At 48.1% G+C, this 25,630-nt stretch carries 28 protein-coding genes; 15 read left to right on the top strand and 13 right to left on the bottom strand.

The window, feature by feature from the left end; translation table 11 throughout:
- Positions 1 to 37 precede the first annotated feature (37 nt).
- Positions 38 to 754, top strand: a complete 717-nt coding sequence (pflA, locus tag KNP62_RS12225; protein WP_026826768.1) for a pyruvate formate-lyase-activating protein — start codon at positions 38 to 40, stop codon at positions 752 to 754.
- Between the two features lie 38 nt (positions 755 to 792).
- Here pflA and rsgA read toward each other — a convergent pair whose 3' ends face one another.
- On the bottom strand, positions 793 to 1,758 hold the full coding sequence (gene rsgA, locus KNP62_RS12220) for a ribosome small subunit-dependent GTPase A (protein WP_214785697.1): 966 nt from the start codon (positions 1,756 to 1,758) through the stop codon (positions 793 to 795).
- A 245-nt stretch (positions 1,759 to 2,003) separates the two neighbouring features.
- Between rsgA and KNP62_RS12215 the strand changes: the two genes are divergently transcribed.
- The 7 genes from KNP62_RS12215 to KNP62_RS12185 all read left to right on the top strand — a co-directional run bounded on the left by KNP62_RS12215 (position 2,004) and on the right by KNP62_RS12185 (position 7,044).
- Positions 2,004 to 2,393, top strand: coding sequence for a lmo0954 family membrane protein (locus KNP62_RS12215; RefSeq protein WP_214696396.1), 390 nt, complete (start codon positions 2,004 to 2,006; stop codon positions 2,391 to 2,393).
- Between the two features lie 22 nt (positions 2,394 to 2,415).
- Positions 2,416 to 3,060: a PspA/IM30 family protein gene (locus KNP62_RS12210; protein ID WP_214696394.1), complete on the top strand. Its 645-nt coding sequence runs from the start codon at positions 2,416 to 2,418 to the stop codon at positions 3,058 to 3,060.
- Between the two features lie 78 nt (positions 3,061 to 3,138).
- Positions 3,139 to 3,828, top strand: a complete 690-nt coding sequence (gene liaF, locus KNP62_RS12205; protein ID WP_214785696.1) for a cell wall-active antibiotics response protein LiaF — start codon at positions 3,139 to 3,141, stop codon at positions 3,826 to 3,828.
- Positions 3,825 to 4,847, top strand: a complete 1,023-nt coding sequence (locus KNP62_RS12200) for a sensor histidine kinase (RefSeq protein ID WP_074033063.1) — start codon at positions 3,825 to 3,827, stop codon at positions 4,845 to 4,847. The genes liaF and KNP62_RS12200 overlap by 4 nt, the downstream gene beginning before the upstream one ends.
- A gap of 2 nt (positions 4,848 to 4,849) precedes the next feature.
- Positions 4,850 to 5,485 (top strand): response regulator, encoded by a 636-nt coding sequence (locus KNP62_RS12195; RefSeq protein ID WP_015880838.1) that lies wholly within the window; start codon positions 4,850 to 4,852, stop codon positions 5,483 to 5,485.
- Positions 5,482 to 6,021 carry a GNAT family N-acetyltransferase gene (locus KNP62_RS12190; RefSeq protein ID WP_214785695.1) on the top strand — a complete coding sequence of 180 codons (540 nt, stop codon included), beginning with the start codon at positions 5,482 to 5,484 and terminating at the stop codon, positions 6,019 to 6,021. Before KNP62_RS12195 ends, KNP62_RS12190 begins: the two co-directional genes overlap by 4 nt.
- Positions 6,022 to 6,114: 93 nt before the next feature.
- Positions 6,115 to 7,044, top strand: a complete 930-nt coding sequence (locus KNP62_RS12185; RefSeq protein ID WP_214785694.1) for an NADP-dependent oxidoreductase — start codon at positions 6,115 to 6,117, stop codon at positions 7,042 to 7,044.
- A gap of 83 nt (positions 7,045 to 7,127) precedes the next feature.
- Here KNP62_RS12185 and KNP62_RS12180 read toward each other — a convergent pair whose 3' ends face one another.
- The 5 genes from KNP62_RS12180 to KNP62_RS12160 form a co-directional block, all read right to left on the bottom strand.
- Complete coding sequence (locus KNP62_RS12180) at positions 7,128 to 9,026, bottom strand: ABC-F family ATP-binding cassette domain-containing protein (RefSeq protein WP_214785693.1); 1,899 nt, start codon at positions 9,024 to 9,026, stop codon at positions 7,128 to 7,130.
- Positions 9,023 to 9,724 carry a lysophospholipid acyltransferase family protein gene (locus KNP62_RS12175; RefSeq protein WP_214785692.1) on the bottom strand — a complete coding sequence of 234 codons (702 nt, stop codon included), beginning with the start codon at positions 9,722 to 9,724 and terminating at the stop codon, positions 9,023 to 9,025. The genes KNP62_RS12180 and KNP62_RS12175 overlap by 4 nt, the downstream gene beginning before the upstream one ends.
- Before the next feature lie 78 nt (positions 9,725 to 9,802).
- Positions 9,803 to 10,063, bottom strand: a complete 261-nt coding sequence (locus KNP62_RS12170; protein WP_026826759.1) for a hypothetical protein — start codon at positions 10,061 to 10,063, stop codon at positions 9,803 to 9,805.
- 87 nt (positions 10,064 to 10,150) lie between these two features.
- Entirely contained in the window at positions 10,151 to 10,393 is a 243-nt protein-coding gene (locus KNP62_RS12165; protein WP_074033069.1) for a hypothetical protein, read from the bottom strand.
- A gap of 129 nt (positions 10,394 to 10,522) precedes the next feature.
- Positions 10,523 to 10,675 (bottom strand): hypothetical protein, encoded by a 153-nt coding sequence (locus KNP62_RS12160; RefSeq protein WP_015880844.1) that lies wholly within the window; start codon positions 10,673 to 10,675, stop codon positions 10,523 to 10,525.
- Positions 10,676 to 10,963: 288 nt separating this feature from the next.
- Here KNP62_RS12160 and KNP62_RS12155 point away from each other — a divergent pair, with 288 nt between their 5' ends.
- From KNP62_RS12155 to map, 5 genes are all read left to right on the top strand, one after another.
- The gene (locus KNP62_RS12155) at positions 10,964 to 11,815 is read left to right on the top strand and encodes a CvfB family protein (RefSeq protein WP_214696385.1); all 852 of its coding nucleotides are present in this window, start codon (positions 10,964 to 10,966) and stop codon (positions 11,813 to 11,815) included.
- A 170-nt stretch (positions 11,816 to 11,985) separates the two neighbouring features.
- Entirely contained in the window at positions 11,986 to 13,515 is a 1,530-nt protein-coding gene (cshA, locus tag KNP62_RS12150; protein WP_078146356.1) for a degradosome RNA helicase CshA, read from the top strand.
- 100 nt (positions 13,516 to 13,615) lie between these two features.
- Complete coding sequence (locus tag KNP62_RS12145) at positions 13,616 to 13,867, top strand: hypothetical protein (RefSeq protein WP_214785691.1); 252 nt, start codon at positions 13,616 to 13,618, stop codon at positions 13,865 to 13,867.
- A gap of 40 nt (positions 13,868 to 13,907) precedes the next feature.
- Positions 13,908 to 15,092 (top strand): EAL-associated domain-containing protein, encoded by a 1,185-nt coding sequence (locus KNP62_RS12140; protein ID WP_214785690.1) that lies wholly within the window; start codon positions 13,908 to 13,910, stop codon positions 15,090 to 15,092.
- Positions 15,093 to 15,106: 14 nt separating this feature from the next.
- On the top strand, positions 15,107 to 15,856 hold the full coding sequence (map, locus tag KNP62_RS12135; RefSeq protein WP_214785689.1) for a type I methionyl aminopeptidase: 750 nt from the start codon (positions 15,107 to 15,109) through the stop codon (positions 15,854 to 15,856).
- A gap of 33 nt (positions 15,857 to 15,889) precedes the next feature.
- Here the strand turns inward: map and menC are convergent, their stop codons facing one another.
- Genes menC through KNP62_RS12105 form a run of 6 tightly spaced genes read right to left on the bottom strand, consistent with a single transcriptional unit; the run spans position 15,890 to position 22,999 of the window.
- Complete coding sequence (gene menC / locus KNP62_RS12130; protein WP_214785688.1) at positions 15,890 to 16,960, bottom strand: o-succinylbenzoate synthase; 1,071 nt, start codon at positions 16,958 to 16,960, stop codon at positions 15,890 to 15,892.
- A complete protein-coding gene (gene menE, locus KNP62_RS12125; RefSeq protein ID WP_214785687.1) occupies positions 16,957 to 18,315 on the bottom strand; it encodes an o-succinylbenzoate--CoA ligase in 1,359 nt (452 codons plus the stop codon). Before menE ends, menC begins: the two co-directional genes overlap by 4 nt.
- 51 nt (positions 18,316 to 18,366) lie before the next feature.
- Entirely contained in the window at positions 18,367 to 19,191 is an 825-nt protein-coding gene (gene menB / locus KNP62_RS12120; RefSeq protein ID WP_214696369.1) for a 1,4-dihydroxy-2-naphthoyl-CoA synthase, read from the bottom strand.
- A 1-nt stretch (position 19,192) separates the two neighbouring features.
- Positions 19,193 to 19,972, bottom strand: coding sequence for an alpha/beta fold hydrolase (locus tag KNP62_RS12115; protein ID WP_214785686.1), 780 nt, complete (start codon positions 19,970 to 19,972; stop codon positions 19,193 to 19,195).
- Positions 19,969 to 21,618: a 2-succinyl-5-enolpyruvyl-6-hydroxy-3-cyclohexene-1-carboxylic-acid synthase gene (gene menD, locus KNP62_RS12110; protein WP_214785685.1), complete on the bottom strand. Its 1,650-nt coding sequence runs from the start codon at positions 21,616 to 21,618 to the stop codon at positions 19,969 to 19,971. The genes KNP62_RS12115 and menD overlap by 4 nt, the downstream gene beginning before the upstream one ends.
- Positions 21,619 to 21,631: 13 nt before the next feature.
- Positions 21,632 to 22,999, bottom strand: a complete 1,368-nt coding sequence (locus tag KNP62_RS12105; protein ID WP_214785684.1) for an isochorismate synthase — start codon at positions 22,997 to 22,999, stop codon at positions 21,632 to 21,634.
- A 168-nt stretch (positions 23,000 to 23,167) separates the two neighbouring features.
- Here KNP62_RS12105 and KNP62_RS12100 point away from each other — a divergent pair, with 168 nt between their 5' ends.
- Positions 23,168 to 24,067, top strand: coding sequence for a 1,4-dihydroxy-2-naphthoate polyprenyltransferase (locus KNP62_RS12100; protein ID WP_214785683.1), 900 nt, complete (start codon positions 23,168 to 23,170; stop codon positions 24,065 to 24,067).
- A gap of 37 nt (positions 24,068 to 24,104) precedes the next feature.
- Positions 24,105 to 24,638, top strand: coding sequence for a beta-class carbonic anhydrase (locus KNP62_RS12095; RefSeq protein ID WP_074033130.1), 534 nt, complete (start codon positions 24,105 to 24,107; stop codon positions 24,636 to 24,638).
- Between the two features lie 38 nt (positions 24,639 to 24,676).
- Here the strand turns inward: KNP62_RS12095 and KNP62_RS12090 are convergent, their stop codons facing one another.
- Positions 24,677 to 25,630 (bottom strand): YihY/virulence factor BrkB family protein, encoded by a 954-nt coding sequence (locus KNP62_RS12090; RefSeq protein ID WP_214785682.1) that lies wholly within the window; start codon positions 25,628 to 25,630, stop codon positions 24,677 to 24,679.

The raw sequence follows: 25,630 nt of genomic DNA, 5'->3' as shown, positions 1-25,630 counted from the left end.
CCACGGTGGGCCGCTCATTCGTTAGGAGGTCATTTCGATGACAATGGGATATGTACATTCGGTCGAATCATTCGGAACAGTTGACGGCCCAGGGATTCGCTTCATCGTCTTTTTACAAGGTTGTGCGTTACGTTGTCTCTATTGCCATAACGCGGACACATGGGATTTCAAAAAGAATAACCACCGCTCGGCTGAAGACGTCATTCAAGAGGCGCTCAGTTACCGACCGTTCATGGAGGCATCGAACGGCGGCATCACCATCTCAGGTGGTGATCCACTCGCGCAACCTGAATTTTTAGAGGCACTACTGCGTGAAGCGAAAAAGCATGGGCTCCATACGACACTCGATACGTCCGGTGCGCTCCGTCCTCCTAACTTGGATGCGATTTTAGATCACACCGATCTCGTCTTACTCGATATCAAGCATATCGACGACGACATGTGTAAAAAATTGACCGGACGTAGCAATGCCAACACGCTCGCGCTTGCCGAACACCTTTCCGAGCGCGGAACGAAAATGTGGATTCGCCACGTCCTCGTACCTGGATGGACGCTTGAAGAAGGGGCGCTTCGTCGCACCGCCGCGTTCATTCAAAAACTAGACCATGTCGAGAAAGTCGAGATTCTGCCTTACCATGAGATGGGCGTCTATAAATGGGAGGCGCTCGGACTCGATTATCCGCTCAAAGGAACAAAACCCCCGACGTCTGATGAAGTCGAATGGGCGGAAGGAATCTTACAGGGAACTGTATAAAACAAGCGCAGACCGATGTGGTCTGCGCTTGTTTGACGTTAAACTCGCTTTTTCTTCTTTTCTAAGACGCGGGCGTGCTCTGCCTGTTTCTTCTCCATATAGAGAAGTTCCCGTTCTAGTTTGACGAAGCTTGCATAGCGTTTCGCATCTAACGTACCGTTCGTTAGCGCCTCTTGGACGGCGCAGCCCGGTTCTTTCTGATGTGAGCAGTCGCGGAAGCGGCAAGTCTCGGCAAGCGCTTCGATGTCACGAAATGTCTCATCGAGATGCTCGCTTCCTTCCCATAGTCCGAACTCGCGCATCCCTGGTGTGTCGATGACGTATAAGTCGTCGATTCGAAACAGTTCGCGGTGTGTCGTCGTATGTTTCCCGCGCTCGTCCTGCGTCCGGACGGCTTGCGTGGCGGCAAGTGTCTCGTGGGCGAGGGCGTTTGTCAGCGTAGATTTTCCGACTCCGGACGAACCGACGAAGGCAATCGTACTTTCACTCGGTAACGCCTGACGAAGTTCAGAAACCCCTGCTCCCGTCACTGCACTGACAGGAAATACTTGAATTCCAGGTGCGTTTAGCTCAATGTCTTCGAGCAGTGTGTCGACCGAGTCGACTTGGTCCGTTTTTGTCAGGACGATGATGGGGATGGCCCCGGTGTCCCAAGCGGCTAGCGTATAGCGCTCAAGGCGGCGGATGTTGAAGTCGTGTCCGCATGCCATCGTGATCAAGACGTAGTCGACGTTCGCGCAGATCAGTTGTTCACGCGTCTCGTTGCCGGCTGCCGCTCGTGATAGAATGGTCCGACGCTCAAGGAGATGGTGAATCGTACCTTGACCATGCTCGCGAACTTGAATCGTGACATAATCGCCGATGACCGGGTAGTCTCGTTCGCTCGTCGCCTCATGTCGAAATTTTCCGGAAACCCCGCACATATAGCCGTTCTCTCCGATTGATACCGTATAAAGATGTTGGAACTGTGCCGTGACACGTCCCGTTTCAGTTTGTTGAAACAAATTAGAATCCTCCTTTTAATGATGGAGGACGGCAGCCCTCCGATTCGCTGACATTTGGTGACGTGCATGCATCATGTTGCTCATAAAACATCATCCTTTCATTGTTCGATAGCATAAGTGTACCACATGAATTGAAAACGATAACATCTCAGTCTACAGACCTAGGCAAAACAAGCCTTCCGCTCGTCGACCTATACAAAATAACGTATTATGATAAGAGTGTACTTAACAAGGAGGGATGACAGATGAATCACCAAGTGAAAAAGGTGTTGTTCATCGTAGCCGCGATCGCTCTAGTGCTCGTGTTGATCGGTTCTTTACCGAATATGATCTTATTCGGATTAGGAGCGCTCTTGACGCTTTGGGCTGGAGTCCGTTTTCAGGCTGTGACACACATCGGTGCTAAAGTTGGTTTCGGGATCCTTGCCGTCATCGGGATTGGGACGATGCTCTCAAACATCTGGGCACTCGTCGGAATCATTGTCGCGTGGTTGTTGTTTAAAGGGTATATGATGTATACAGGTGAAAAACGTGACCCGGAAGTCGAGATTTTAAATGCAGACGGAACGCGTGCTAGCCGTAGCAGCTTCCAACAGTTCGATCAAGTGTGGCAAAAATTTGTTAATCGTCGTTAAGATTTCATAAGGAGGATTCACCATGAAGACACCGTTTGATCAGTTTCGTGAACTAGCGAATGAATTGACGAAAGAGATTTCAAAAGAAGTGAAGAAGTATCAAGATAAAGAGATGCCACGTTCGAGTGGAGAAGCGGAATTGAACCGTCATATCCGTGGAGCGGAGAAGGAAGCGTTATCGGTTGAGCGTCTCGTCGAACGTCAACGCACACTACTTGCAGAGCTTGCTGAAAAGCGTGATGATGCCAAAAAGATGGCAGATAAACGATATGAACAGACAGAACTGGCGAAGCAGGCTGGTGAAGAGAAGTTGGCAGAACGTGCAGCTCTTGAGTCAAAACACTACGGAGAACAGTATCGTTATTTCGAAGGGTTGATTGATGAAGGAGAGCGTGAATTGGATGCGCTAGAGCGTCGTGCACTCGAGATGAAACTCAAGCTCGATGAAATGCAAAACAAACGATATGAATTTGCGATGCGTGAAAATTTAGATCTTCTAAAAGGGGCACTTGACCAAATCTTCGGTCAAAACACGTCGCAGTCTCATCCGTTTACCGAGGAAGAGAAGAAAGAACAACCTGTTGAAGAGAAGAAAGACACGCAAGCAGATGAAGATGATTTTGAAGCAAAACTAAAAGAACTGGAGCGTCGCTTTAAACAAGAGTGAGGTGACGGTTCGGCGATGACCTGAACAAGGTCATCGCTTTCTTTGCTTCATACATATGAACAGAAAGGGGGAATGGACATGGAACGTTGGAACACACGTCAAATCATTGGATTCATGATTATTTTATTTTCAGTTGGACTCTTTATCGACATCGTGACGGGTGGGAATAGCGTCTTATTCAGCATGATCCTCCCATTGCTTCTTCTTTATATTGGAAGACGCTTCAGTCGTCGAGGTAAACAGTCGGCCAGCTATATCTTTTACGCCATCGGAGGCATTCTCTTGATTGGCTTGATCTTCTCGTCAGCCGCGTTTGGGTTTGTGCTCTCGGGTCTGTTGTTGCTATTCGGGTACCGACTCTATAAGAATCGACCGGTCGAATCAAAAATTCGGACGCCTCTTCGTCAGGAACAAGCCTTCTCGTTCGGTATGAAAGAATCGGGACACTATGTGTTACGGGATACGAATGAGTTCTTTTTGCTACGTGATGTTGAGATGGATCTATCAAAAGCCATCATTCCTGAAGGGGAGACGTTCTTGCTCCTAAATGGACTTGCGGGAGACATCCGTATCCTCATTCCGGCTGGTTATGATTATTCGATTGATGCGTCGATTGGATTTGGGAAAGTCCAAGTTGATGATTCGAACTATTCACCGGTTTTTAACCGTCGCTTCTATACGGCGTCTGATGATTATGTCCAGGCTACGCGGAAAGTTCGGATTCATATCGTGCTCATGAGCGGAAGTGTTGAGGTGATGACGGTATGAAAAAGGATTCTTATCCACGAACGGTCGTCTGGCATCAATTGTTCAGTAGCCTCTTGACGGCTTTCTTGATTACAGTAGCGTTTCTCATAGGTGACTCGACTTCACTTAGCGACTTATTTTCGCGTGAAGAAGGGTTGCCTTTCGGTGTGTCCATTTTGGTGATTGCCGTTTTGATTGGCAGTATCTTTGGAGTCGCATCATACTTTTACTTACGTCGAGACTTTCGAGAGGTCGCGAACGCCCTTTGGAAACTAGAGAACCAAAAAGAGATCACGTTCCGACCGTTGTCTCCTTACCGAGACACGCTCGAACGAATCGTTCGCGTCTCAAAACAACGTCAAGAGATGATTGAAATGGCGAAACGAGTTGGCGAACGCCCGGTCAGTGTCGAAGAGGCGCGTAGTGAAGCGGTCGTCGAAGAAAGACGTCGCGTCGCTCGCGAACTGCACGACTCCGTGAGTCAACAGCTTTACGCCATCTCGATGATGACGACTGCGGTCAAACAAACGATGCAAACGAAACCGGAATTAGCGAGTAAACAAATGGAGCAAGTGGAGCTCATGGCTCAAACGGCACAGGCAGAGATGCGCTCGTTACTCCTACAACTACGACCGGTGGAATTAGAGGGCATGACGTTAAAAACCGGGATCGAACGCCTATTAGAAGAACTGTCGCGTAAACAGTCGACTGAACTCGTCTGGCGTCTAGAAGAAGTGAAGCTATCACGGCATACCGAAAATGAACTGTTCCGCATCGTCCAAGAGGCAATCAGTAACACGTTGCGGCATGCGAAGGCGACTCGCCTAGAAATTGAGATGCGAACCGTGCAACAGACGGTTATTTTAAAGATCAACGATGACGGAATCGGATTTAACGTGGACGATACACAAGTCGCCTCATATGGATTACAATCGATAAGAGAGCGCACGGCGGAAGTCGGTGGGACGTTACGATTGGTCAGTGTGCCGAATGTCGGAACACAAATCGAAGTACGTGTGAAACAACAAGTGGAGGGGTAATGATGATTCGAGTTGTATTAATTGATGATCATGAAATGGTCCGAGCGGGCGTGTCTGCCTTTTTATCGACACAACCGGACATTGAAGTCGTCGGTGAGGCATCGGACGGCGCGACGGGAGCGGAGCTTGCGATTGCGGAAAAACCGGACGTCGTCCTCATGGACTTAGTCATGGAACCTGTGGATGGGGTTGAATCGACAAAACGAATCAAAGCAAGCTGGAAAGAGGCAAAGATTCTAGTCGTGACGAGTTTCTTGGATGACGAGAAAGTATATCCGGTGATTGAAGCCGGCGCGATGAGCTATGTCCTCAAGACGGCAAACGCCAATGAAATTGCCGACGCGATTCGTCAGACGGCTGCCGGCAATCCCGTTATGGCTGCCCAAGTGACAGGAAAGATGCTCGAACGTCTACGTCACCCGGAGATGACCCTCCATGAGAGCTTGACTGCACGTGAACGAGAAATTTTGCAACTCATGGCAGAAGGGAAGTCGAATCAAGTCATTGCGGACGAATTGTTTATTTCACTGAAGACGGTGAAGACGCACGTCTCGAACATCTTGACGAAACTTGATGTCTATGACCGAACACAAGCTGTCGTGTATGCGTTTCAACATAATCTGGTGAGTAAAGGATGAATCGGCTCCCGGTGATTGATACGGAACGTCTTCGACTGCGCCCCCTTCAAATGGAGGATAGTCCACACGTATTCGCCATTTTTTCAAATGAACGCGTGCTCCAGCATTATGGGATGGAGCCGCATCAAACGCTTGAAGAGACGGAGCAGATGCTTACCCATATGCTCACCCAAATTGAGACGGGGGCCATCATCCGTTTTGCGATTGAACATCGAGAATCAAAAGCGTTAATTGGAACAATCGGTTTTCACAATCGGGCGCCGTCACACCGTCGCGCCGAAATCGGTTATGAACTCAGACCAGAATATTGGCGTTCGGGTTATGCGACCGAAGCCCTCCATGCGGCCCTACAGTTTGCCGAGACATGTGAGATTGAACGTGTCGGTGCCATTGTCTATATCGACAATCTCGCGTCGCAACGCATGCTTGAGAAGAATGGGTTCGTTCAAGAAGGTCGACTACATAATTACATGCGTCAGCGGGGACAAGCCCATGACGTCTATGTCTATAGCTATATGACCCATCAGTCAATCTAAGCACATCGCCTAACGAGCGGTGTGCTTTTTCGTTTGTGATGCGACTAAAATGGGAACCGAATAAAGGTGAATCATTCAAAGGAGGACGATAGGATGAAAGCAGCATATATCGAACAGTATGGTGGGTCAGACGAATTCAAAGTAGGGGAGCTTGACCAACCGACAATCGATGCAGATGACGTATTGATTGAGGTTCATGCCGCAAGTGTCAACCCGGTGGATTGGAAGTTACGTGAAGGATACTTAAAAGAAATGCTTCATTTCGATATGCCGCTGGTCATCGGATGGGATGTATCGGGAGTCATCAAAGAAGTCGGGGCGAATGTGACCGAGCTTGAGGTCGGCGATGAAGTATTCAGCCGTCCGGATATTGCGCGGCAAGGCACATATGCCGAATATGTGGCGGTCGATGCCCATCTCGTCGTCAAGAAACCCAATTCATTGAGCTTCGAGGAGGCCGCGTCACTTCCGCTCGTCGCGCATACGGCATGGCAAGTCATGTTCGAAGTGATGGATGCGAAACCGGGTGACCGAATCTTCATCGGTGCTGGTTCAGGTGGTGTCGGAACGGTTGCCATCCAGCTTGCGAAAGCACACGGATTGTATGTCGTCACGTCAACCAGTACGCCGAACGTGGACTGGGTCAGCGAACTTGGGGCCGACGAGGTCATCGATTATAAACGACAAGATCCATCAGAGACCGTCCGCGATCTTGACTTCGTATTCGATACGATGGGAGGAGACGGACAGAGCAAACTGTATCACATGCTTAAAGAAAATGGGATGCTCGTCTCCATCTCCACACCACCGAATGAAGAGGAAGCCAAACAAGCAAATGCCCGCGCCGAGTATGTCTTCATGCAACCGACAGGGGAGCGCTTGAAAAAAATTGCGGAAGCTGTTGAAAAAGGCGAATTGAAACCTGTGATTGACCGGGTCTTTGATTTAGAAGACACGAAACTCGCTCATGACTATGGAGAAGAAGGGCATGCTAAAGGGAAAATCGTCATTAAAGTGAAATGATAAAAAAGGAGTTGGATTCCCGAAGTACGCACCGGAAATCCAACTCCTTTTCATTTTATTTGAGAGGCTACCTCATGTGAAGATCAGCCCTTTTTCTGTGCTTGTATCTGTTCATCGATTTCAGACAAGTACGTCCAACGTTCCATCTTGGCATCGAGTGATTCTTTCAGTTCGGCGATTGTTGCGTACAATTCATTTACTTTTCCGAGGTCGCTGCCCGCGGTCGCAAGCGTCGCTTCTTGTGCTTCAATCTGTTCTTCAAGCGCGGCGATGTCTTCTTCAATCGTGTCCCATTCCTTCTGTTCTTTGAAGGTGAATTTCACGACTTCCGACTTCGCCCGTTCTTTTTTCTCTTTTGGTTCTTTCTCTTTCTTCACTTGACGAACCTCTTCTTGGCGCATCGTCAAGTAATCGCTGTATTCTGCATGATATACCTGGATGGTCCCGTCTTCAAATGCGATCAATTGTCCGGCAACACGGTCTAAGAAATAACGATCGTGGCTGACGGCGATGACGGTGCCAGGGAACGATTCTAAATAGTCTTCTAACACGGATAACGTTTCCGTATCCAAATCGTTCGTCGGCTCATCGAGGAACAAGACGTTCGGTTCGTCCATGAGAATCCGCAGGAGGACAAGGCGTCGTTTTTCTCCACCCGATAACTTCGCAATCGGTTTATATTGCGCGTCCGGTGAAAAGAGGAAGCGTTCGAGCATTTGACCGGCCGTGATTGTCTCGCCGTCCGGCGTATAAATCACTTTCGCAATCCGCTCGATTTCGTCTATCACGCGTCGTGATTCGTCTTCAAACTCGACTTGTTGACCGTAATAGCCGAGATGGACCGTTTCCCCGTGCACGATGGTACCGTTTGTCGGTTCCAAACGCTTGGCGAGCAGGTTCATAAGTGTTGATTTCCCGCTCCCGTTCGGTCCGACAATGCCGTAGCGTTCACGGCGTCCGAAAATCCAATTGAACTGCTGAATGAGGAGCGAATCGTCGTATCCAAAAGACAAGTCCTCGACTTCGATGACCTTTTTACCGAGTCGGCGTGATCCGACGGAAACGTCGAGTGACTCTTCTTCGGCCAAGCTTTCTTGATGTTTCAAGTCTTCGACACGTTGAATGCGTGCTTTTTGTTTCGTTGTTCGTGCTTTTGCGCCTCGACGTAACCAAGCGAGTTCACGACGTAAAATATTTTGCCGTTTCTGTTCCATCGATTGTGCCCGTGCTTTTCGTTCGGCCCGCTTCTCAAGGAACAGCTCATAGTTCCCGTTATAGAAATAACTCGTCCCGTCTGCAATCTCTAAGATATGGTTTGTGACACGATTTAAGAAATAACGATCGTGGGTGATGAGAAGGATGGCTCCCCGATAATCCGCAAGCATCGTCTCGAGCCATGCGATCGTATCGGCATCCAGTTCGTTCGTCGGCTCATCTAAGAGCAGTAAGTCTGCTTCGTCGAGTAATGCTGCGGCGAGAGCGACACGCTTTTGTTGTCCACCTGACAAGGCGTTCACATCGACGGACACGTCAGGAAGACCAAGACGGTTCAAGATCGACTTCAGTTTTGCTTCCGTTTCCCAAGCGTCTGCGGCATCGACAGCCTGCTGAGCTTTCATGAAACGTTCGAGTAACTGCTCACTCGTTGGATCCGCTTCGAGCGCTTGGCGGGCACGTTCGAATTGTTTAAGAGCTTGAACGGATGGTGTATCACTCGTGAACAAGGCATCAAGAATTGTTTGCCCTTCGTCGAACTGGACCGTTTGGGTCAAATAACGAATGCGGTAATCGTTTGGATGTTGCATCGCTCCCCGGTCTGCCGTCTCGGCGCCGGCGATGATTTTCATGAATGTCGATTTTCCAGAACCGTTCACCCCGATGATTCCGATGCGGTCTCCTGGATGAATCGTCATCGTCACATCATCAAATAGGACTTTGTCGGCAAACTCTTTATGAATGCCCTCAATCATTAATAAACTCATGCGTTCTCTCCTTCAATCTGTTGACGAATGGCTGCTTCGATTGTTGCAGCGATTTCCTTATTCGGTAAGTCAGCCGGATCGATCGCGGGTAAGAAAGTGACGTCAACCGTTGCCGGGGTAATTCGGTTTTTAGCCTCTAACAGTTTGTAGCTTCCTTGAATGGCAACGGGAACAATCTTCGCACCGCTTGACGTCGCAAGTGTCAAACTCCCAGCTTTAAACTCTTTCATAGGACCACCCTTCGAGCGTGTACCTTCCGGGAATACAATCATCGACTGACCAGACTGAATCGTCTCGACACCAGAGCGAATCGCTTTGATTGATTGACGACGATCGCTACGATCGATGAAGATACAGCCCATCAATTCCATCCAACGCGGAATGATCGGGAATTTTTGTACCTCAATTTTTGAGATGAAGGCTTTCGGTCGTTTCGTAGCCGTCAACATGATGGGAACATCGAAGTTTCCTTGGTGGTTCGATACGTAGACGACCGGTTCATCCGGAATCTGCTCTTGTCCATGGACACGAATGTCAGCACCGGCAACCTTCAATAAAAATTGCGCCCATTTATAGGCGATGTCTTGTACGTAGCGATAACGCTTTGGTGGATCGATTTTTTTCGCCTTTTGTAAAAATGGGACGGTGATCGGTAACACCGCAAAAAATGAGAAAAACCATACAGCTGTTCGAATCATTTTATTTTCTCCTCTCATAATGACAACAAGAAAGAGTCTTCTTCTCTTGACGAGAATCCGACCCTTCGGCATGAATCCTTATTCCCAAAAGCGAGAATCGCTCTCTTCTTCCTCTTCCTCAAGCTCGAACGTAATGCGTTTATTCACAGGATCGACGACGAAATAAGCGCCGTCTTGTTCAATACTTTTAATTTGCATGGCTTGGTCGTTCCCGATTTCAAGGGTGAGGCGGATGCGATTGTCGTCATCGACAAGTAAGATTCCATCTTCCTTTAACCAAAGCTCCATGACAGGTGAATAACGAAGTAGCCATTCGTTCGATAACGGAATTTCATTCATACGATTGTGTGCCTCCTGCGATTATAAATCCAATGTACGTTGTCTGTTCCTTCATAGAATACCAAATGTGGAGAGGGAAGACGAGCGTTATGTAGAGCGTTTCCGTGTCGTCGAATGCATTCTGGCCACGACGCGTTTGATTCGTTTCTGGTTCCGTCTTTCCACAAAGAACTCGCTCGCTTGCATAAAGAGTTGTTTGAAAGAAGACAGTCCCATCGCAATCAAGACAGCAAATAGAAAAGTTCCAATCGGATCTTTATATAGTTCGGACTGGAACAAAAAAGCGAGGCCTGCAGTCGATAAGATGGTCGTAAGAAAATAGAAAATCATAGCGGAGTCTCCTTTTCTTATGTGATAGTAAAGAAAAAGGCAAGGTCTTTTAATCGTATTCGACCTTTTGTAGGAAATTCCTGTTTGCGTTTGGCAAAGAAAAAACGCCTCCAGTAGCTCGGAAGACGTTTACTCTTGAGTCATATAAGTCGATGATGACGATACGTTTGTATCCACACCGTTTGAAAAAATGAAGCTGAGTGATGCGAGTAATGCGAAAAAGGCGACGAGTAGCCCTTTTGTAAAACGTTTTGCAAACGAACGAGACTGTATATCAAACATTTATTATCCCCCGATCAATCCTAAATGAAACCTTATCTATACCGGACACTTCCTATATAATAACGTTTTCAAAAATAGGATACTAGAAGAAAAAAAGACGTTCACAAAATTGTCACAAAATTTTAATAAATCATCTTCCTTCCATTTCTTGTGACGGGTTTCCCTTTTCACTTCACGTTCACAAATTCGTCACATTTATTCAAAATGTTGAAAGTGAACATGATATGATTAGGAACGTGTGTAGATAGGTATACTGACAGTAATAGATTAGAAAAGGATGTGGGTGTAATGGCATTGCGCGCAGGAGAAGTAGTAGACTTGGTCGCGGAACGTTCTGCTGATTTTGGAGTATTCATTAGTAACGGTCGCGAAGAGGTACTCCTTCATCGAAAAGAACAGACGGAAGAAGTGACGGTCGGTCAAACGGTTCGTGTCTTTTTATATCATGACTCAGAAGGGCGTCTCGCATCAACGATGACGATTCCGACGGTCTCTTTCGATGAGTATGAATGGTGTGAAGTGACTGGCGTTCGATATAACACAGGTGTCTTCGTCAATATCGGGATTCAAAAAGATGTTCTCGTCTCGATGGACGACTTACCAGAGAACCGGTCATACTGGCCGCAAACGGGAGACCAATTGTGTATTCGTTTGAAATATGACCAAAAAGGACGTTTGCTTGGGGATCCGGCACCTTACGCATACTTGAACTTGTTGGCACGTCCATCGAAAGAAGAATGGAACAACCAAGATGTTCAAGCGACTGTCGTCAATAAACGTGAAGTTGGCGTCAACGTATGGGTCGAAGGAGAATCACTCGGTTTCTTACATGAAGCAGAAATGACACGTTGGCCACGTCTCGGTGAACAATTGACGGTTCGAGTGACACAAGTGAAACAAGATGGAACGGTTCTCGTTTCTATGAAACCACGTGCCTATGAGGCGATTGACGGCGATGCGGCGAGCGTCCTCTCTTATATCGAGGAACGTGGTGGTCAAATGCCTTACGGCGACAAGACAGCCCCTGACGTCATTGACCGTGAGTTCGGGATGAGCAAAGCCGCGTTTAAACGGGCGCTCGGAAAACTACTAAAAGAAAAGCAAGTTGAAAAGCTCGACAACGGCTACAAATTGAAATAAGATAACTCATGTTCGGATGACATGAAAAAGTTTGAAAATGTATTTCTTTCATTTTAGGAATAAATACGTTATAGTTAATAAAGTTGACTATGAGGAAACATTGAGAAAACGTCTGTAGATCTGTCAAACTGAACTCAGACGTTTTTTGTATGAACAAAGGAGAATATAATTTGACAAAATTCCAAGATTTACAATTAAGTGAAGCGTTAGTAAAAGGTGTACACAAAATGGGCTTCGAGGAAGCTACACCGATCCAAGCTGAGACAATTCCTGTCGCACTCACAGGAGTGGACGTATTAGGGCAAGCACAAACAGGTACAGGGAAAACAGCAGCTTTCGGTATTCCGACAATTGAGCGAATCGATTCAAAGGCACGTCAAGTCCAAGCACTCGTTCTTGCACCGACACGTGAACTTGCGATTCAAGTTGCAGAAGAATTAAACAAAATCGGAGAAACAAAGCGCGTATACGCACTTCCTGTTTACGGTGGTCAACAAATCGACCGTCAAATCCGTGGTTTGAAAAAGAACCCGCAAATCGTCGTTGCGACACCAGGACGTCTCATGGACCACATGAAACGTAAAACAATCAAACTTGATGACATTCAAACAGTCATCTTGGATGAAGCAGACGAAATGCTCAACATGGGCTTCGTTGAAGATATCGAAACGATTTTGGCAGGTCTTCCTGAAGAGCGCCAAACGCTTCTTTTCTCAGCGACGATGCCACCACAAATCAAAAAGATTGCAGAGCGTTTCATGAAGTCGCCGACAATCATCAAAGTCAAAGCGAAAGAAATGACAGTTGAGAACATCAACCAACAGTTCATCGAATTGCGTGAAGGTCAAAAATTCGATACGCTTTGCCGTTTGATCGACATCGACTCACCAGAACTCAGCATCATCTTCGCTCGTACGAAGAAACGCGTTGACGAAGTGACAGAAGCACTTATCAAGCGTGGATACACTGCAGACGGTCTTCACGGAGACTTGACGCAATCAAAACGTGACCAAGTGATTCGTCGTTTCAAAAACGGAACAATCGATATCTTAGTAGCGACTGACGTTGCTGCACGTGGACTTGATATTTCAGGTGTCACGCACGTTTACAACTTCGATGTACCACAAGACCCAGAGAGCTACGTACACCGTATCGGTCGTACAGGCCGCGCTGGTAAAACAGGTACTGCCCTCACATTCATCACACCACGTGAGTTTGGACAAGTGAAAGCAATTGAACGTGTAACGAACAAACGCATGAACCGTCGTCACGTACCGACAATCGCGGAAGTACTTGAAGGAAATCAAAAGCAAGCAGCTGAAGAGTTGATCGAACGCGTTCAAGCGGGCGACTTCAAAGCGTACACGCAACTTGCGACTGAACTTCTTGAAGAGTATGAAGCAGTTGAAATTCTCGCTGCAGCCCTTCGTGGATTGACAAAAGAGCCGGATTCAACACCTGTTGAAATCTCGTACGCTGAGCCAGTTCGTGTCAAACGTCAAGGTGGCCGTGGTGGTGATCGCGGTGGATACCGTGGTCGTAACGACCGTCGTGGCGGTGGCGGTGGCCGTGGTGGTGATCGTCGTGGTGGACGCGGTGGCGAACGTCGTGATGGACGTAGCGGAGACCGTAAAGGATCATTCCGTGGTGACGATCGTCGTCGCTCGGATGACCGTGGTCCACGCCGTCCGCGTGACTAATCATTGTAAAATGCCGCATTTCCTTAAGTGGATTTGCGGCTTTTTTTATTGTGTCGTGCTACACTAGTTGAGTAGAGATAGAAGGATGAGGTGTCAACGGATGGTGGAATTAAGTTTCGGTCTCCTTGTGCTACTTGGTTGTGTGCTCGCACTCAAACCAATCGTGTCAAAGACAGACCGTCCTAACTTTCGTTATATCCCCGTGGCGACATTGTTATTTGGAGCGATGATTTTTTTAGTGTTAGCCATTGGAGTAGGCGGAAAGATGGGCATTGCATATGGCGTAATGAGTATCGCCTATTTTATTGCTTGTTTCGGTGCCTATATGTTTGTACACACGCGAACGAGCTGATTGTAGCTCGTTTTCGCATTTAACGAAGAGGTGATGAGTTATGGATGCGGTAGAAGTGATGGTCCATCCCGAAGAAGTGATGGTGACGTATGAACCAATCCTTGGAGCGGCGACGTTTCAAGTGGAAGGCTATATGGTACATGGGCGATTCCGAGGAGAATCGTTGACGCCATTTTTTTATGATGATGACGTTCCGCTCGAGTATCAGTTAGACATCGCCCAACGGATGGAGCAATTGGCAGCAGCACAACTTCGAGACGCCAAGCCATTCGTCACATTTAGATGTCGGTCGGAATGGATTCTTGAAGAAGGGGGAGAAGCTTTTTTAGCTCCGCTTCGCGAATTGAATTTCCCGTTACATCGTATTTATGTGACGCTTCAAGGGACGAATCTGGTTGATGTTCCTCGCCTATCGCGTGTCATTCAATACTACCGTTCATATGGACTGAAAATTGCCCTAGACTTCGCAGAGTCGACGAGTATCGAGGACATTATGACACTCGCGCCAGAATTGTTGCTTGTCGATCTTGGTACGATGGTGGAGAAAAAGACGTTGTCGGTCACCTATCCGAACATGCTTCAAACGATGGAATATATCGCTTCGAAGCTCGGTGCACCGCTTCTGTACAAATCCATCAACCATATCGGACAGCTTCGTTATGCTTGGCAACACGGCGGTCGCTATTATATGGGTGGTTTGCTTGGTCTAGAAGACGAGCATCCACAACGAGAAATCAAAGGAATGGGTGTCTTGGCGCAAGAAGTGCCTTCTTTCTTTTTACATGATCAGAAGCGATTGAATCGTTTATACGAACTTGAGTTTGAGTTACATCGTCGAATCGGAGAACTCGTTCAATCCGGGAAATGGTCGAGAGATAAGAAAGACGAGTGGATTCAATACATCGCACCGAAGCTCGAGGAAGTGTTTGTCCGTTACTATTTGACGGATAAGACAGGTTTTCAGACGAGTGCAAACGTCTACTGTGTGAACGGAGAATGGCGTGTCGATAATACGTATCGGGGTTACAACTGGAGTTTCCGTCCATATTTCATTCAAACGATGGCGGCCATGGACGTTCGGGGACGTGGTTATTTATCAGGAGACTATCGTGATTTCAGTTCAAACGAAGTGACGCGTACGTTCAGTTATCCGTTACCCGACGGCATGTTCTTATTCGCCGACATATCCGAAGAATATCTGTACCAGAATCGATTATTAGACTGAAAGGAAGAGTTATAATGTTAGATTATGATTACGATGCGTTACGTGAAATCGGTCGAATCGTCGCACTTGCACGAGATGAGATGGCGAAAGCCGTCAAACCGGGCATGACGACAAAAGAATTGGATGCGATTGGGCAACGTATTTTAGAAGAAGAGGGTGCGGCTTCTGCACCGATTACGATGTATGAGTTCCCAGGATACACATGTATCTCACTCAATGACGTCGCCGCCCATGGTATTCCTGGGGAAGAGATCATTCAAGAAGGTGATATCGTCAACGTTGACGTCTCGGCTGTGAAGGATGGCTATTATGCGGATACAGGTCGTACGGTCATTGCAGGCGCAGCAAAATCACCTCAACATGAACGATTGGTCGAAGTGTCATTGACGTCGCTCGAAGCGGGTCTTAGCAAAGTCAAAGCGGGCGTGAAAGTCAACCAGATCGGGAAAGCCATTTATTCGGACGCGAGAAAGAATGGATTCACGGTCATCCGTAACTTAGCCGGACACGGACTCGGTCGGACGTTACACGGAGAGCCGGAGACGATTTCGAACTACTACAGCCGCGAAGAGAATCAGCTCTTAAAAGCTGGGCAAGTGATTGCGGTCGAAACATTCATCTCGACGAAAGACGAAATCGTCTATCAGTCGGAAGAAGACGGATGGACACTCTTCACACCGAACAAGAGCCTCGTCTCACAGTTCGAGCATACGGTCATCGTCACCGAAGATGGATATGAAGTGTTAACGGGGTCATTCCGTTAAAAAAAGGTGTGGTTCTCGTGAACCGCACCTTTTTTATGTTTGCAAGAAAATCACTTCTTCGCGTAGCTGTTCAATCACATCCCAGTCGGGTTGTACCGAATCCGGAAGCGTCAAATTCCCATTCTCGACCTCGAGCGGTGTATCGAGCAAATCCTGTTCGAAGTAAGCGCTCGTCCCAGACATATCCGCCGGAAAGCTCGCGCCGCTGAGCGAAGCGAATAAAAGCGTGTGATACCTTCCGATTCCAGATTCATACATCCCGCCGACCCAGTACGGTGTTCCGTGTTTCCGAATGTGTAACGCCTCACTGAAACCCCCGACACGTGCAGGCTTAATATTGACGATTTTACCCGCGCCGAGTTGCGTCATCGTCTCCACATCGTCGTAAGACGTAATCGACTCATCGAGGCAGATGGGTGTCTTGAGTTTTTGTTGAAGAGTCGCCGATTTGGCGAACTGGCGGCTCGGATACGGTTGTTCAATCATCAATAACCGATGGGCGTCGATTTGTTCGAACCATTCTATCGGTTGATCGGACGCGCTTCCGTTTAAGTCAATCATGAGTGGCGCATCTGGAAAGACAGCTCGGATTTCGCGTAGTGCCGGGAGTAATTCATTAGGGGAGGCTTTTAATTTGATTCGCTCGAAACCATCGGCTAGCGCTGCTTCAATCGAGTTCATCGTCTGATGGAGTAGCCCAATCCCAATCGTTCTACCGCAGGAGACGGTATCTCCGGCCTTCATATACGACTTAAGTGACATGTTCGCACGTGCTGCTTCAATCTCCCATAATGCACTTTCCCACATCGCTTTCGCCATTCGTTGACCGATAACCGATGAGACGAGGGTCGGAAACACGTCCGTCGTGACCGTCATGCCCTTTAATAGATGAAGAATCAATTTTGATGTATCAATCATGGACTGAGTCGTTTCTTCCGTGTACCAAGGTGTCTCAAAGGCGACACCTTCGCCATATCCGACGACACCATCTACAGTTTCAAGTCGAAGGATGAGTGTTCGTCTCACCGACAAAACGGCGTGCGCCGTTACGATGGGGTGTTTAAATGTCAAAGGGACGATTGAAAGGTCGGCACGTTTGATCATGGCAGTAGCTCCTTTAAGCGATGACGCATTAATTTTCCGTTCGCGTTTCGGGGTAGGTCCTCTACGTGATGAATCGCAAGCGGATGTTTATACTTGGCTAACTGGGAATCGAGGATTGCCTGCATCTCCGTCAGGTCATATGATCCGACGACGAAGGCGAGCGGGACTTCTCCCCAGGTCGGGTGTGCTTGTTTCGTAACCCCAACGTCTCGGACACCGGCACATCGTAACATCGCAGCCTCGATTTCAGCAGGATACACGTTTTCGCCACCAGAAATAATGAGGTCGCTTCGGCGATCGTGTACATATAAATACCCGTCTTTCATCGTTCCGAGATCACCTGTTTTCCAGTAACCGTCTGGTGTCCAAGCATCTGATTCAGGTTGTTCGAAGTACCCACTCGTCACAGTTGGTCCTTTTACCTCAATCTCCCCGTCCTGACTGATTCGGATCACGGTCGGTGCGATGGCTCTCCCGCTCGAACCGATATGTGAGAGCGCTTCGCTTGGAAGTAGCGTGGCGACTTGAGAACACGTTTCGGTCATCCCATATGTTTGAGCGACCGGTAACTGTCGTCGCTCTGCTTCTTCTAGTAACGGGCGAGGGACCGGTCCACCTCCGACGAGCAACGTCCGAAGGCGGTGTTTTTCTAAACCGGCATCCAGTAGTCGCTGTAGCATGATGGAGACGAGTGACAACTGGGTAATGCCTTCAGTTTCAATTAAATGAAGGGTTCGGTCGACATCAAAACGGGGTTCGACATATAGCGTCGAACCGATGATTGCACTCCGATACACTTGAGAGAGCCCGCTCATATGAAAAAGTGGCGTCACCGTAAGCATGCGGTCAGATGGACGATAGTTTAGATGCGCTTCGGCAGCACGTGCGCTTGCGAGATGATTGCCATACGTCTGTTGTACAGCCTTGGCCCGCCCCGTCGTACCGGACGTGAACATGAGAGACATGGTGTCATTTTCTTTCCACTCATGTGTCACCGTGAAACATGAACGCGCCCGACGTGTCACGAAATGTTGTGTTACCGGTAAATCAATCTCATCATCGACGAGAAGCAAATCGACTCTTGCTGTGTTTAACTGAGTGCGCACTTCCTCTTCGGTCAAGCGTGTGTTGATTGGAACGAGTACTTTGCCAAGCAGGTGCACCGCATGGATGGCGATGATATAGTCTTTGCTGTTTTTAGCGAATATGCCAATCTTTTCGGCAGTGGGTGCCTGTTCATGGATGTATTGGGCAAGTTGCAGGCTCTCGGTACGTAACGCTTCCCACGTCAGTCTCTCTTCATGTGTCACGAGTGCAATCTGTGATGCCGGATGTTGATCAATCCATTCATACATGTCTGTAACCTCCAAAAAAAGAGTAGCGGAATCGCTACTCTCTCAACAAAATTAAGGGAAACGTGGGAATTGACCGAAGTCAGGGTCACGTTTTTCTTTGAACGCATCGCGTCCTTCTTTCGCTTCATCGGTTGTGTAGTAGAGAAGCGTTGCGTCTCCAGCGAGTTGCTGAAGCCCGGCAAGACCGTCTGTGTCCGCATTCATTGCTGCTTTCAAGAAGCGAAGTGCAGTTGGTGAGTGTTGTAAGATTTCTTGGCACCACTTGACTGTTTCTGCTTCGAGTTGATCGAGAGGGACGACTGTGTTGACGAGTCCCATTTCGAGTGCTTCTTGTGCATCATACTGGCGGCAAAGGTACCAGATTTCACGAGCTTTCTTATGACCGATGATGCGTGCTAAGTAACCAGAGCCGTATCCTGCATCGAACGAACCGACTTTAGGACCTGTTTGTCCGAAGCGAGCGTTGTCCGCTGCGATTGTTAAGTCACATACGACATGAAGGACATGTCCTCCGCCGATTGCAAAACCTGCGACCATGGCAATGACCGGTTTTGGAATGACTCGAATGAGGCGTTGAAGGTCGAGGACGTTCAAGCGTGGGATTTCATCTTCCCCGACGTAGCCGCCATGCCCACGAACTTTTTGGTCTCCACCTGAACAGAATGCCTTTTCGCCTTCACCCGTCAAGATGATGACGCCGACTTCTTTATCGTCGCGTGCGCGTGCGAATGCATCAATCAATTCATTGACCGTCAACGGACGGAACGCGTTGCGTACCTCTGGACGGTTGATGGTGATTTTAGCAATCCCATTCCATGTTTCATATTTAATGTCTTCATACGTACGGACCGATGTCCAGTTCGCTACTGATTCCATTTTAAATACCCCCTAAAATCAATTTCTTTATTATTGTACCAAACTCTGGTGCATTCTCGATATGAGGAGCATGCCCCGCATCTGAAATTTCGTAGATTTTAATATCAGACCGTTCTTTCTGCATGTCTCGTGCAATCGCTTTGAACTTAGAATCTTCTGCCCCGACAATCAGGTCGGTGCGAGGGAGGTGCTGGAGTGCATCCCACAGCGACGGCATGTGACCTGTACCGATGGCCCGCAAACTGTTCGCAAGAGCAGTCGGATGTTGTGCGAGTCGGTCCTTCCTGAGTGATTGTTTCATCTCTTCAGTTTGTCGCCAAAGCGCAAGGTTCTCCCATCGCTTGACGAATGCGGAGAGTCCTTCGGTCTCAATGAATCGGGCAAGTTCTTCGTCTTGACGTCGACGAGTTGTCCGCTCTTTAGAAGAGCGGAGACCGGGTGTCGTGCTGATTCCGATGACATGTTCGACGCGTTGATCGCACGCGGCGAGCGTCAATCCGATTCGACCGCCGAGTGAATAACCGACGACTGTCCAAGGGCGATTGTCTAAATCGAGTAGGCGTGACAAGTCCTTCACTTGTTGACTCATCGTTGAACGATTGACGGGAGGGTGTTCCGTTGCACCATGTTGCAATAATGAAGGTGACACGAGTCGAACGGGTAAGGCAGGAAATGAATCGACCCATTGAGCATTTCCTGTAAATCCGTGTAAGAATAATACCGGTTTTCCTTCCCCTCTAATGCGTACTTCATAGTCCACATCTCTCAAACAGATGGTCATGCCTCGTTCTCCGTGATGAGACGAGCGCAGACAGACTGCGTCCATCCTCGGTGAGTTGTTACATTCTGCTCACGATCCGATGGGAACTCAATCAAATGGATGCCGTCTTCAATCGCTTCTTGAATCTCCTGTGGCTGCTCAATCAGACGATAGGATAATCCGTAAGTCTCGGCAAATCCACGAATATTCAAATCAAGCGGTGTCCCAAACAAATCTTCAAAAAGCTGGGCATCGACAGAAGCTTGCGGTAAAAAGGAGAAGATTCCTCCACCATTATTATTCGAAATCACCACTGAAAACTTCTCGGGATGTCGCTTCAACAGTTGTAAAGCGTTACTGTCATGATAGAATGCCAAATCACCGATTAACAAAGCAGCATGCGACGTGTCAAAACAGCTCCCGAGTGCGCTCGAAAGAATTCCGTCAATTCCGTTGGCGCCCCTGTTGGCGAGAACTTGCACGCTCTTTCCGGCTGATAATGTCGTATCGACATCACGAATCGGCATGCTGTTACTGACGAAAAGGCGTTCGATTGACGTATCGAGTAATCGTCTCGTCAATTCAGCTTCTCCCTGGAGTGAAGGCTTCGCCGTTTCCGTGACATCCTCGAAGAAACGTAGGCGTTCAACGTAACGTGGATCATTCGTTGATTCAATGAGTGGTAAAAAGTCGAGTGAGTCTCCGTAACAGATGGTCGCACGGCTACTTGGGTCACGATAAGAGCCCGGCTCTTCAATCACAACTAGTTCCGTCGCAGTCATCCACTGATTGAGCCGTTTTGAAACGGGCGCGGCACCGAATCGAATGAACACATCCGGTAACCAGTCGGCTTTATGTTCACTTGCGAGCCACGTGTCGTAGTTCGTCAAGACACCGTCGAAACGACGCATGCCGCTTAGTGGATCGGCAAAAATCGGGATGTGATTCTCGATCGCCGATTTGTAAATGGCTTTTTGCCATGACATTGGTGTGTAAGGGCCGACAACGAATGCGAGTTGCTTTTGACTCGTACGTTCCAAAAAGATTTCCCGGTCGGTATTTGTTGGGCGAACGCTCTGTCTTTCTGGTATAGCAGGTTCACCTCTCAGCATCAGCTTCAACTGTTCAAGATCCGGGAGTAACGGTTCCCGGAATGGGACATTCAAGTGAACGGGTCCCATGGGTGACTGCATGGCGAGGTTCGTGAACCGGGTGACTGTCTGCTGCATGAACGGCAGCGTTGCTTCTTCAGGTACAGGTAAGTCGAGACTCGTCTTTACTTGTTCACCGTATAATCGAATTTGATTGATCGCTTGTGGTGCCCCGACGTTCCGAAGTTCATGTGGTCGATCGGTCGTCAAGACGATGAGCGGCAATTGCGAAATAAATGCCTCCGTCACTGCCGAGTAGTAATTTGTCGCAGCCGTGCCGCTCGTGCAAATGAGTGCGACAGGACGGATCATCTCCGTCGACCGAGTCAATCCGAGAGCATAAAAGGCAGCGGAGCGCTCGTCGACGATGATGTGATGGCGGATTTGCGGGTGCAAATATGCCGCCATCGCGAGTGGGGTCGAACGAGAGCCTGGACTGATGACCACATCGGTCACGCCGGATTCAACAAGTCGATTCACCATGGATGCTACCCAGTCGGTCAACATCTTATTCATGTAGGGTGCCTCCTTAGTCGTGCGAATCAAACTGTAAAGCTTGTTTGATTGGACTCATTTTCATTTCGGTTTCTTCAAGTTCTTGCTCGAGAACCGAGTCTTTGACAATACCGCCTCCTGCGTAAAGTGCGACGAACTGATGCTGTACGAGTGCCGAGCGGATGGCGACGACGAACTCGCCATCCCCTTCGTTATCGACCCAGCCAAATGGAGAACCGTACCATCCACGGTCGAACCGCTCGATTTCACGAAGCAATCGGACCGATGTCCGCTTCGGCGAGCCTCCGAGGGCTGGGGTTGGATGAAGTGCTTCCGCTAACGACAACAAGGAAGCGTTTGTTTCGAGTGTCGCCTGGATCGGAGTGTGCAAGTGGAACACCGATCGATTCGCGAGAATTTGTGGTGTTTCACTCGTGTGAATCGGCGCGGTGTAAGGTGTCAAAGCTTGCTTAATATCTTTTACGACGATTTGATGTTCTTCACGATTTTTCGCATCGTGTAACAATTGTTCCTTCGCGAGGTCGCTTTCAATTTCGGTCTGGGGGCGCTTGATTGTTCCGGCGATGGCAGCCGTATTCAGTCGCATCCCTTCTTTTTGAATCAATCGCTCAGGTGTCGCCCCGAAAAAGCCGATGTCACGTTTAGGTTGATATAAGTAGATATAACTCGACTCTTGATGTTCCGCCAAATGCTTCAAACTCTTCGCGAATGGAAAGGCATCGTCAGAACGTTGATAAATCTCTTCTCGCGCGATGACGATTTTTTCGACTCGCTCTTCCTCGATCAATTGCTTAGCTTGCTGAAAACTTGATTTGTAATGTTCTACACCGTCTTTTACTTTCGAATAGGACGGTGTTGACTCTTCGGCCGGGCGAAGTGAGTTGAATTGCGCCAATTGATCGGCTAATTGAATTAAATACTGTTCGACCGATTGTTTCGAAGAGACAAGGGTCGCGACTGTCAATGTGTGTCGGTCTTTATAACGACGGTATAAAAATTTTGGAACGACGAGTGATGCCTCCCCAAAGGCATCCCACATACTTTTTTGTGGACGCATGAACGTATCGAACGAAAAGCCAGCAAACGCATGGACGGTTGCGTCGACATCTCGTCGATGAAGACTCCAATCATATTGGAGTCGCTGAAATCGTTCGGGTCCTGATGCACTCAAAACGAGTGCATCTCCGCACCCGAGCATTTCAAGCGTACGGTCTGGTGTCATGAAGTAATAATGGGACGTATTCGTGTTTTGAATGATTTGAAACGCATCGAACGCCGGGATTTCCCATGTGTAGGATGCGAGGACAGGTCGTTGCCAAGCTCGCGCCCGTTTATGGGCTTGCTCGATTCGCTGTTTTATATGTGTTTGAGTATCTGGCATGAAAGAAAAGCCTCCTCAATCCGATAGAATTCTCACTCTTTAGTGTATCATGAGTTCGCAATCGACTTGCCTATGAAATGCTTGAGAAATTGTTAGCAACGTGAGAGAGGTGGCTAGCGTTGACAGATTTTTTCATCGAGACGTAAACTAACGAAGGGAGGGAACGAAATGAAACAGAAATCAAAAGGGGCATATTGGCGAATGATTCGCCCACATACCCTGACAGCAAGCTTTATTCCGGTCTTGCTCGGGACGTTCATCGTCCTCGATCAAACCGAACTGAAGTGGGGACTCTTTCTTGCGATGCTGGTCGCGTCAGTCCTCATTCAAATCGCGACGAACTTATTTAACGAGTATTATGATTATAAGCGCGGGTTAGACCATGAAGGATCAATCGGGATTGGTGGATCCATCGTACGTGACGGGTTTACGCCAAATCAAATCCTGTCAATCGCCCTTGGTATGTATGCCGTCTCGGCGATACTCGGACTTTATATCGCAGCGTCAACGAGTTGGCATCTGCTTTGGGTCGGTGCGTTATCCATGCTCGTTGGATACTTGTATACAGGAGGCCCGTTACCGATTGCGTACACGCCGTTTGGTGAGATTGTTGCCGGTCTCTTCATGGGATATGTCATCATTGGAATCGCCGGATATATTCAAATCAATACGGTAACGACGGAGTTGTTGCTTGTGTCGTTCCCGATGGCCTTGTTGATTGGAGCGATCTTACTTGCGAACAATATTCGCGACTTAGATAACGATAAAGAGAACGGGCGAAAAACAATCGCGTGTCTAGTTGGTCATCGACGTGCTGTATATGTGCTCGCGGCATTCTTTATCGCCGCATTAGTCGGCATCATCGTTGCCGTCGTGTATTATGGAGTCACACCATGGGTCTTGCTATCATTATTCACCGTACCGGTCATGGTTAAGGCGATTCAACGCTTTTGGCAAAAAGCCGAACCGGCCGCATTAATGCCTGCGATGGCGATGACGGCGAAGGTGAATACGTTGTTCGGGGCATGGATGGTCGTCGGACTCATTGTTTCAAGATTTGTGATGTGAGAAAAGGGGAGGCGTTAACGTGTCAGTCGTAAAAGAAATGCTTGAATTTAACAAACGTTTCGTAGAGGAAAAACAGTACGAGCCGTTCGTATCTGATAAATTTCCGGATAAGAAAATTGTGATTTTGACGTGTATGGATACACGTCTGACGGAATTGTTACCTCAAGCGCTAGGACTTAAGAACGGAGACGCTAAAATCATCAAAAATGCGGGGGCTGTCTTGTCGCATCCATTTGGTTCAGCCATGCGTTCGATTTTAGTCGCGCTTTATGCGCTAGGCGCGGAGGAAGTTGTCGTGGTCGGTCATTACGATTGTGGAATGGCAGCAATCGAGCCGTCTGTCGTGATTGAAGAGATGGAACGTCGAGGAATCGATCCTCAGACGTTGAAGACGTTGAAATCGTCAGGGATGGATTTGGAGCAATGGCTACATGGATTTGATTCGGTCGAAGAGAACGTCGTTCATTCAATCAACTTAATCAACAACCATCCTCTGTTGCCACCAGGCACGAACGTGCATGGATTCGTGATTGATCCGGCAACAGGACGCCTTGATCCAGTAGAGGCATAAGAAAGGAGCACGTTCAGCTTGAACGTGCTCCTTTTGTATTAGCCATACGTATTCGTTGGGATGTCTTCATAGTCATCCTCTTCTTGTTTTTGTTTCGCTTTCTTTTTGTTCTTCTTGAAGTCACGTTCATATTCTTGTTCACTTGGCGTTTTAAAGAAACGCATCCACGTCGCGTTAATTTCAGACCCGATGAGGATGATCATTCCCGTCAATTGTAACCAAAGCAACGTGACGATGATTCCACCGAGCGAGCCATAGGTGGAGTCGTAACTTCCGAAGTTTGAGACGTACAAACTGAACCCGAAAGATACAAGCTGCCAACCGATGACACCGAATATGGCTCCTGGAATCGTACTTTTCCAGAATACATGTTGCTGCGGTGAAACTTTATAAAAAATCGAAAGCGTCAAAATCAAGACGACCGTCGTTAAGATGTAGCGGAACACATTAATCATCATCTCTTCTGCCCCGGTAATGTTGACGGGTAAATATTCGGTGACGAACGAGATGATTTGCGATCCGAACACGTTCGAAAGAATGAGGAGCAACATCCCGATTCCGAGTAAAATCGTCAGACCAAGCGCTAATCCTTTTTTGACGAAGAAATTCCGTTCGTTGTCCTCGCCATACGCATGCAGTGAAGTCGTGATGAGTCGATCGACACCTTTTGCGGCAGACCAAATGGCTAAAATCGCACCGAGTGATAAGAGACCGCCTCGAGGCTCCCCGATTGCGTCAAAAATACCCGTCAAGAATCCGGAAGCAGCGGATCCTGGAGCCAAATCGTTCAATTGATTTTGGAATGAATCTTGTGAGACATCAAAAAATGATAAGAGTGCCAAAATGAAGATGATGCCGGGGAAAATCGATAAAAACCAAAAGAATGCGAGCGTGGCCCCGTAATCTTGTACATCATGCTCCTGAAAGCGTCGGAATAACTCTTTTCCAAACCCAAGCCAATTCTTTTTTTCCTTTACTTCTGTCATTGCCAT

This window comes from Exiguobacterium sp. s183 (assembly GCF_018617655.1).
Lineage (GTDB): Bacteria > Bacillota > Bacilli > Exiguobacteriales > Exiguobacteriaceae > Exiguobacterium > Exiguobacterium aestuarii_A.
This window is presented reverse-complemented; position numbering and strand designations above follow the sequence as displayed.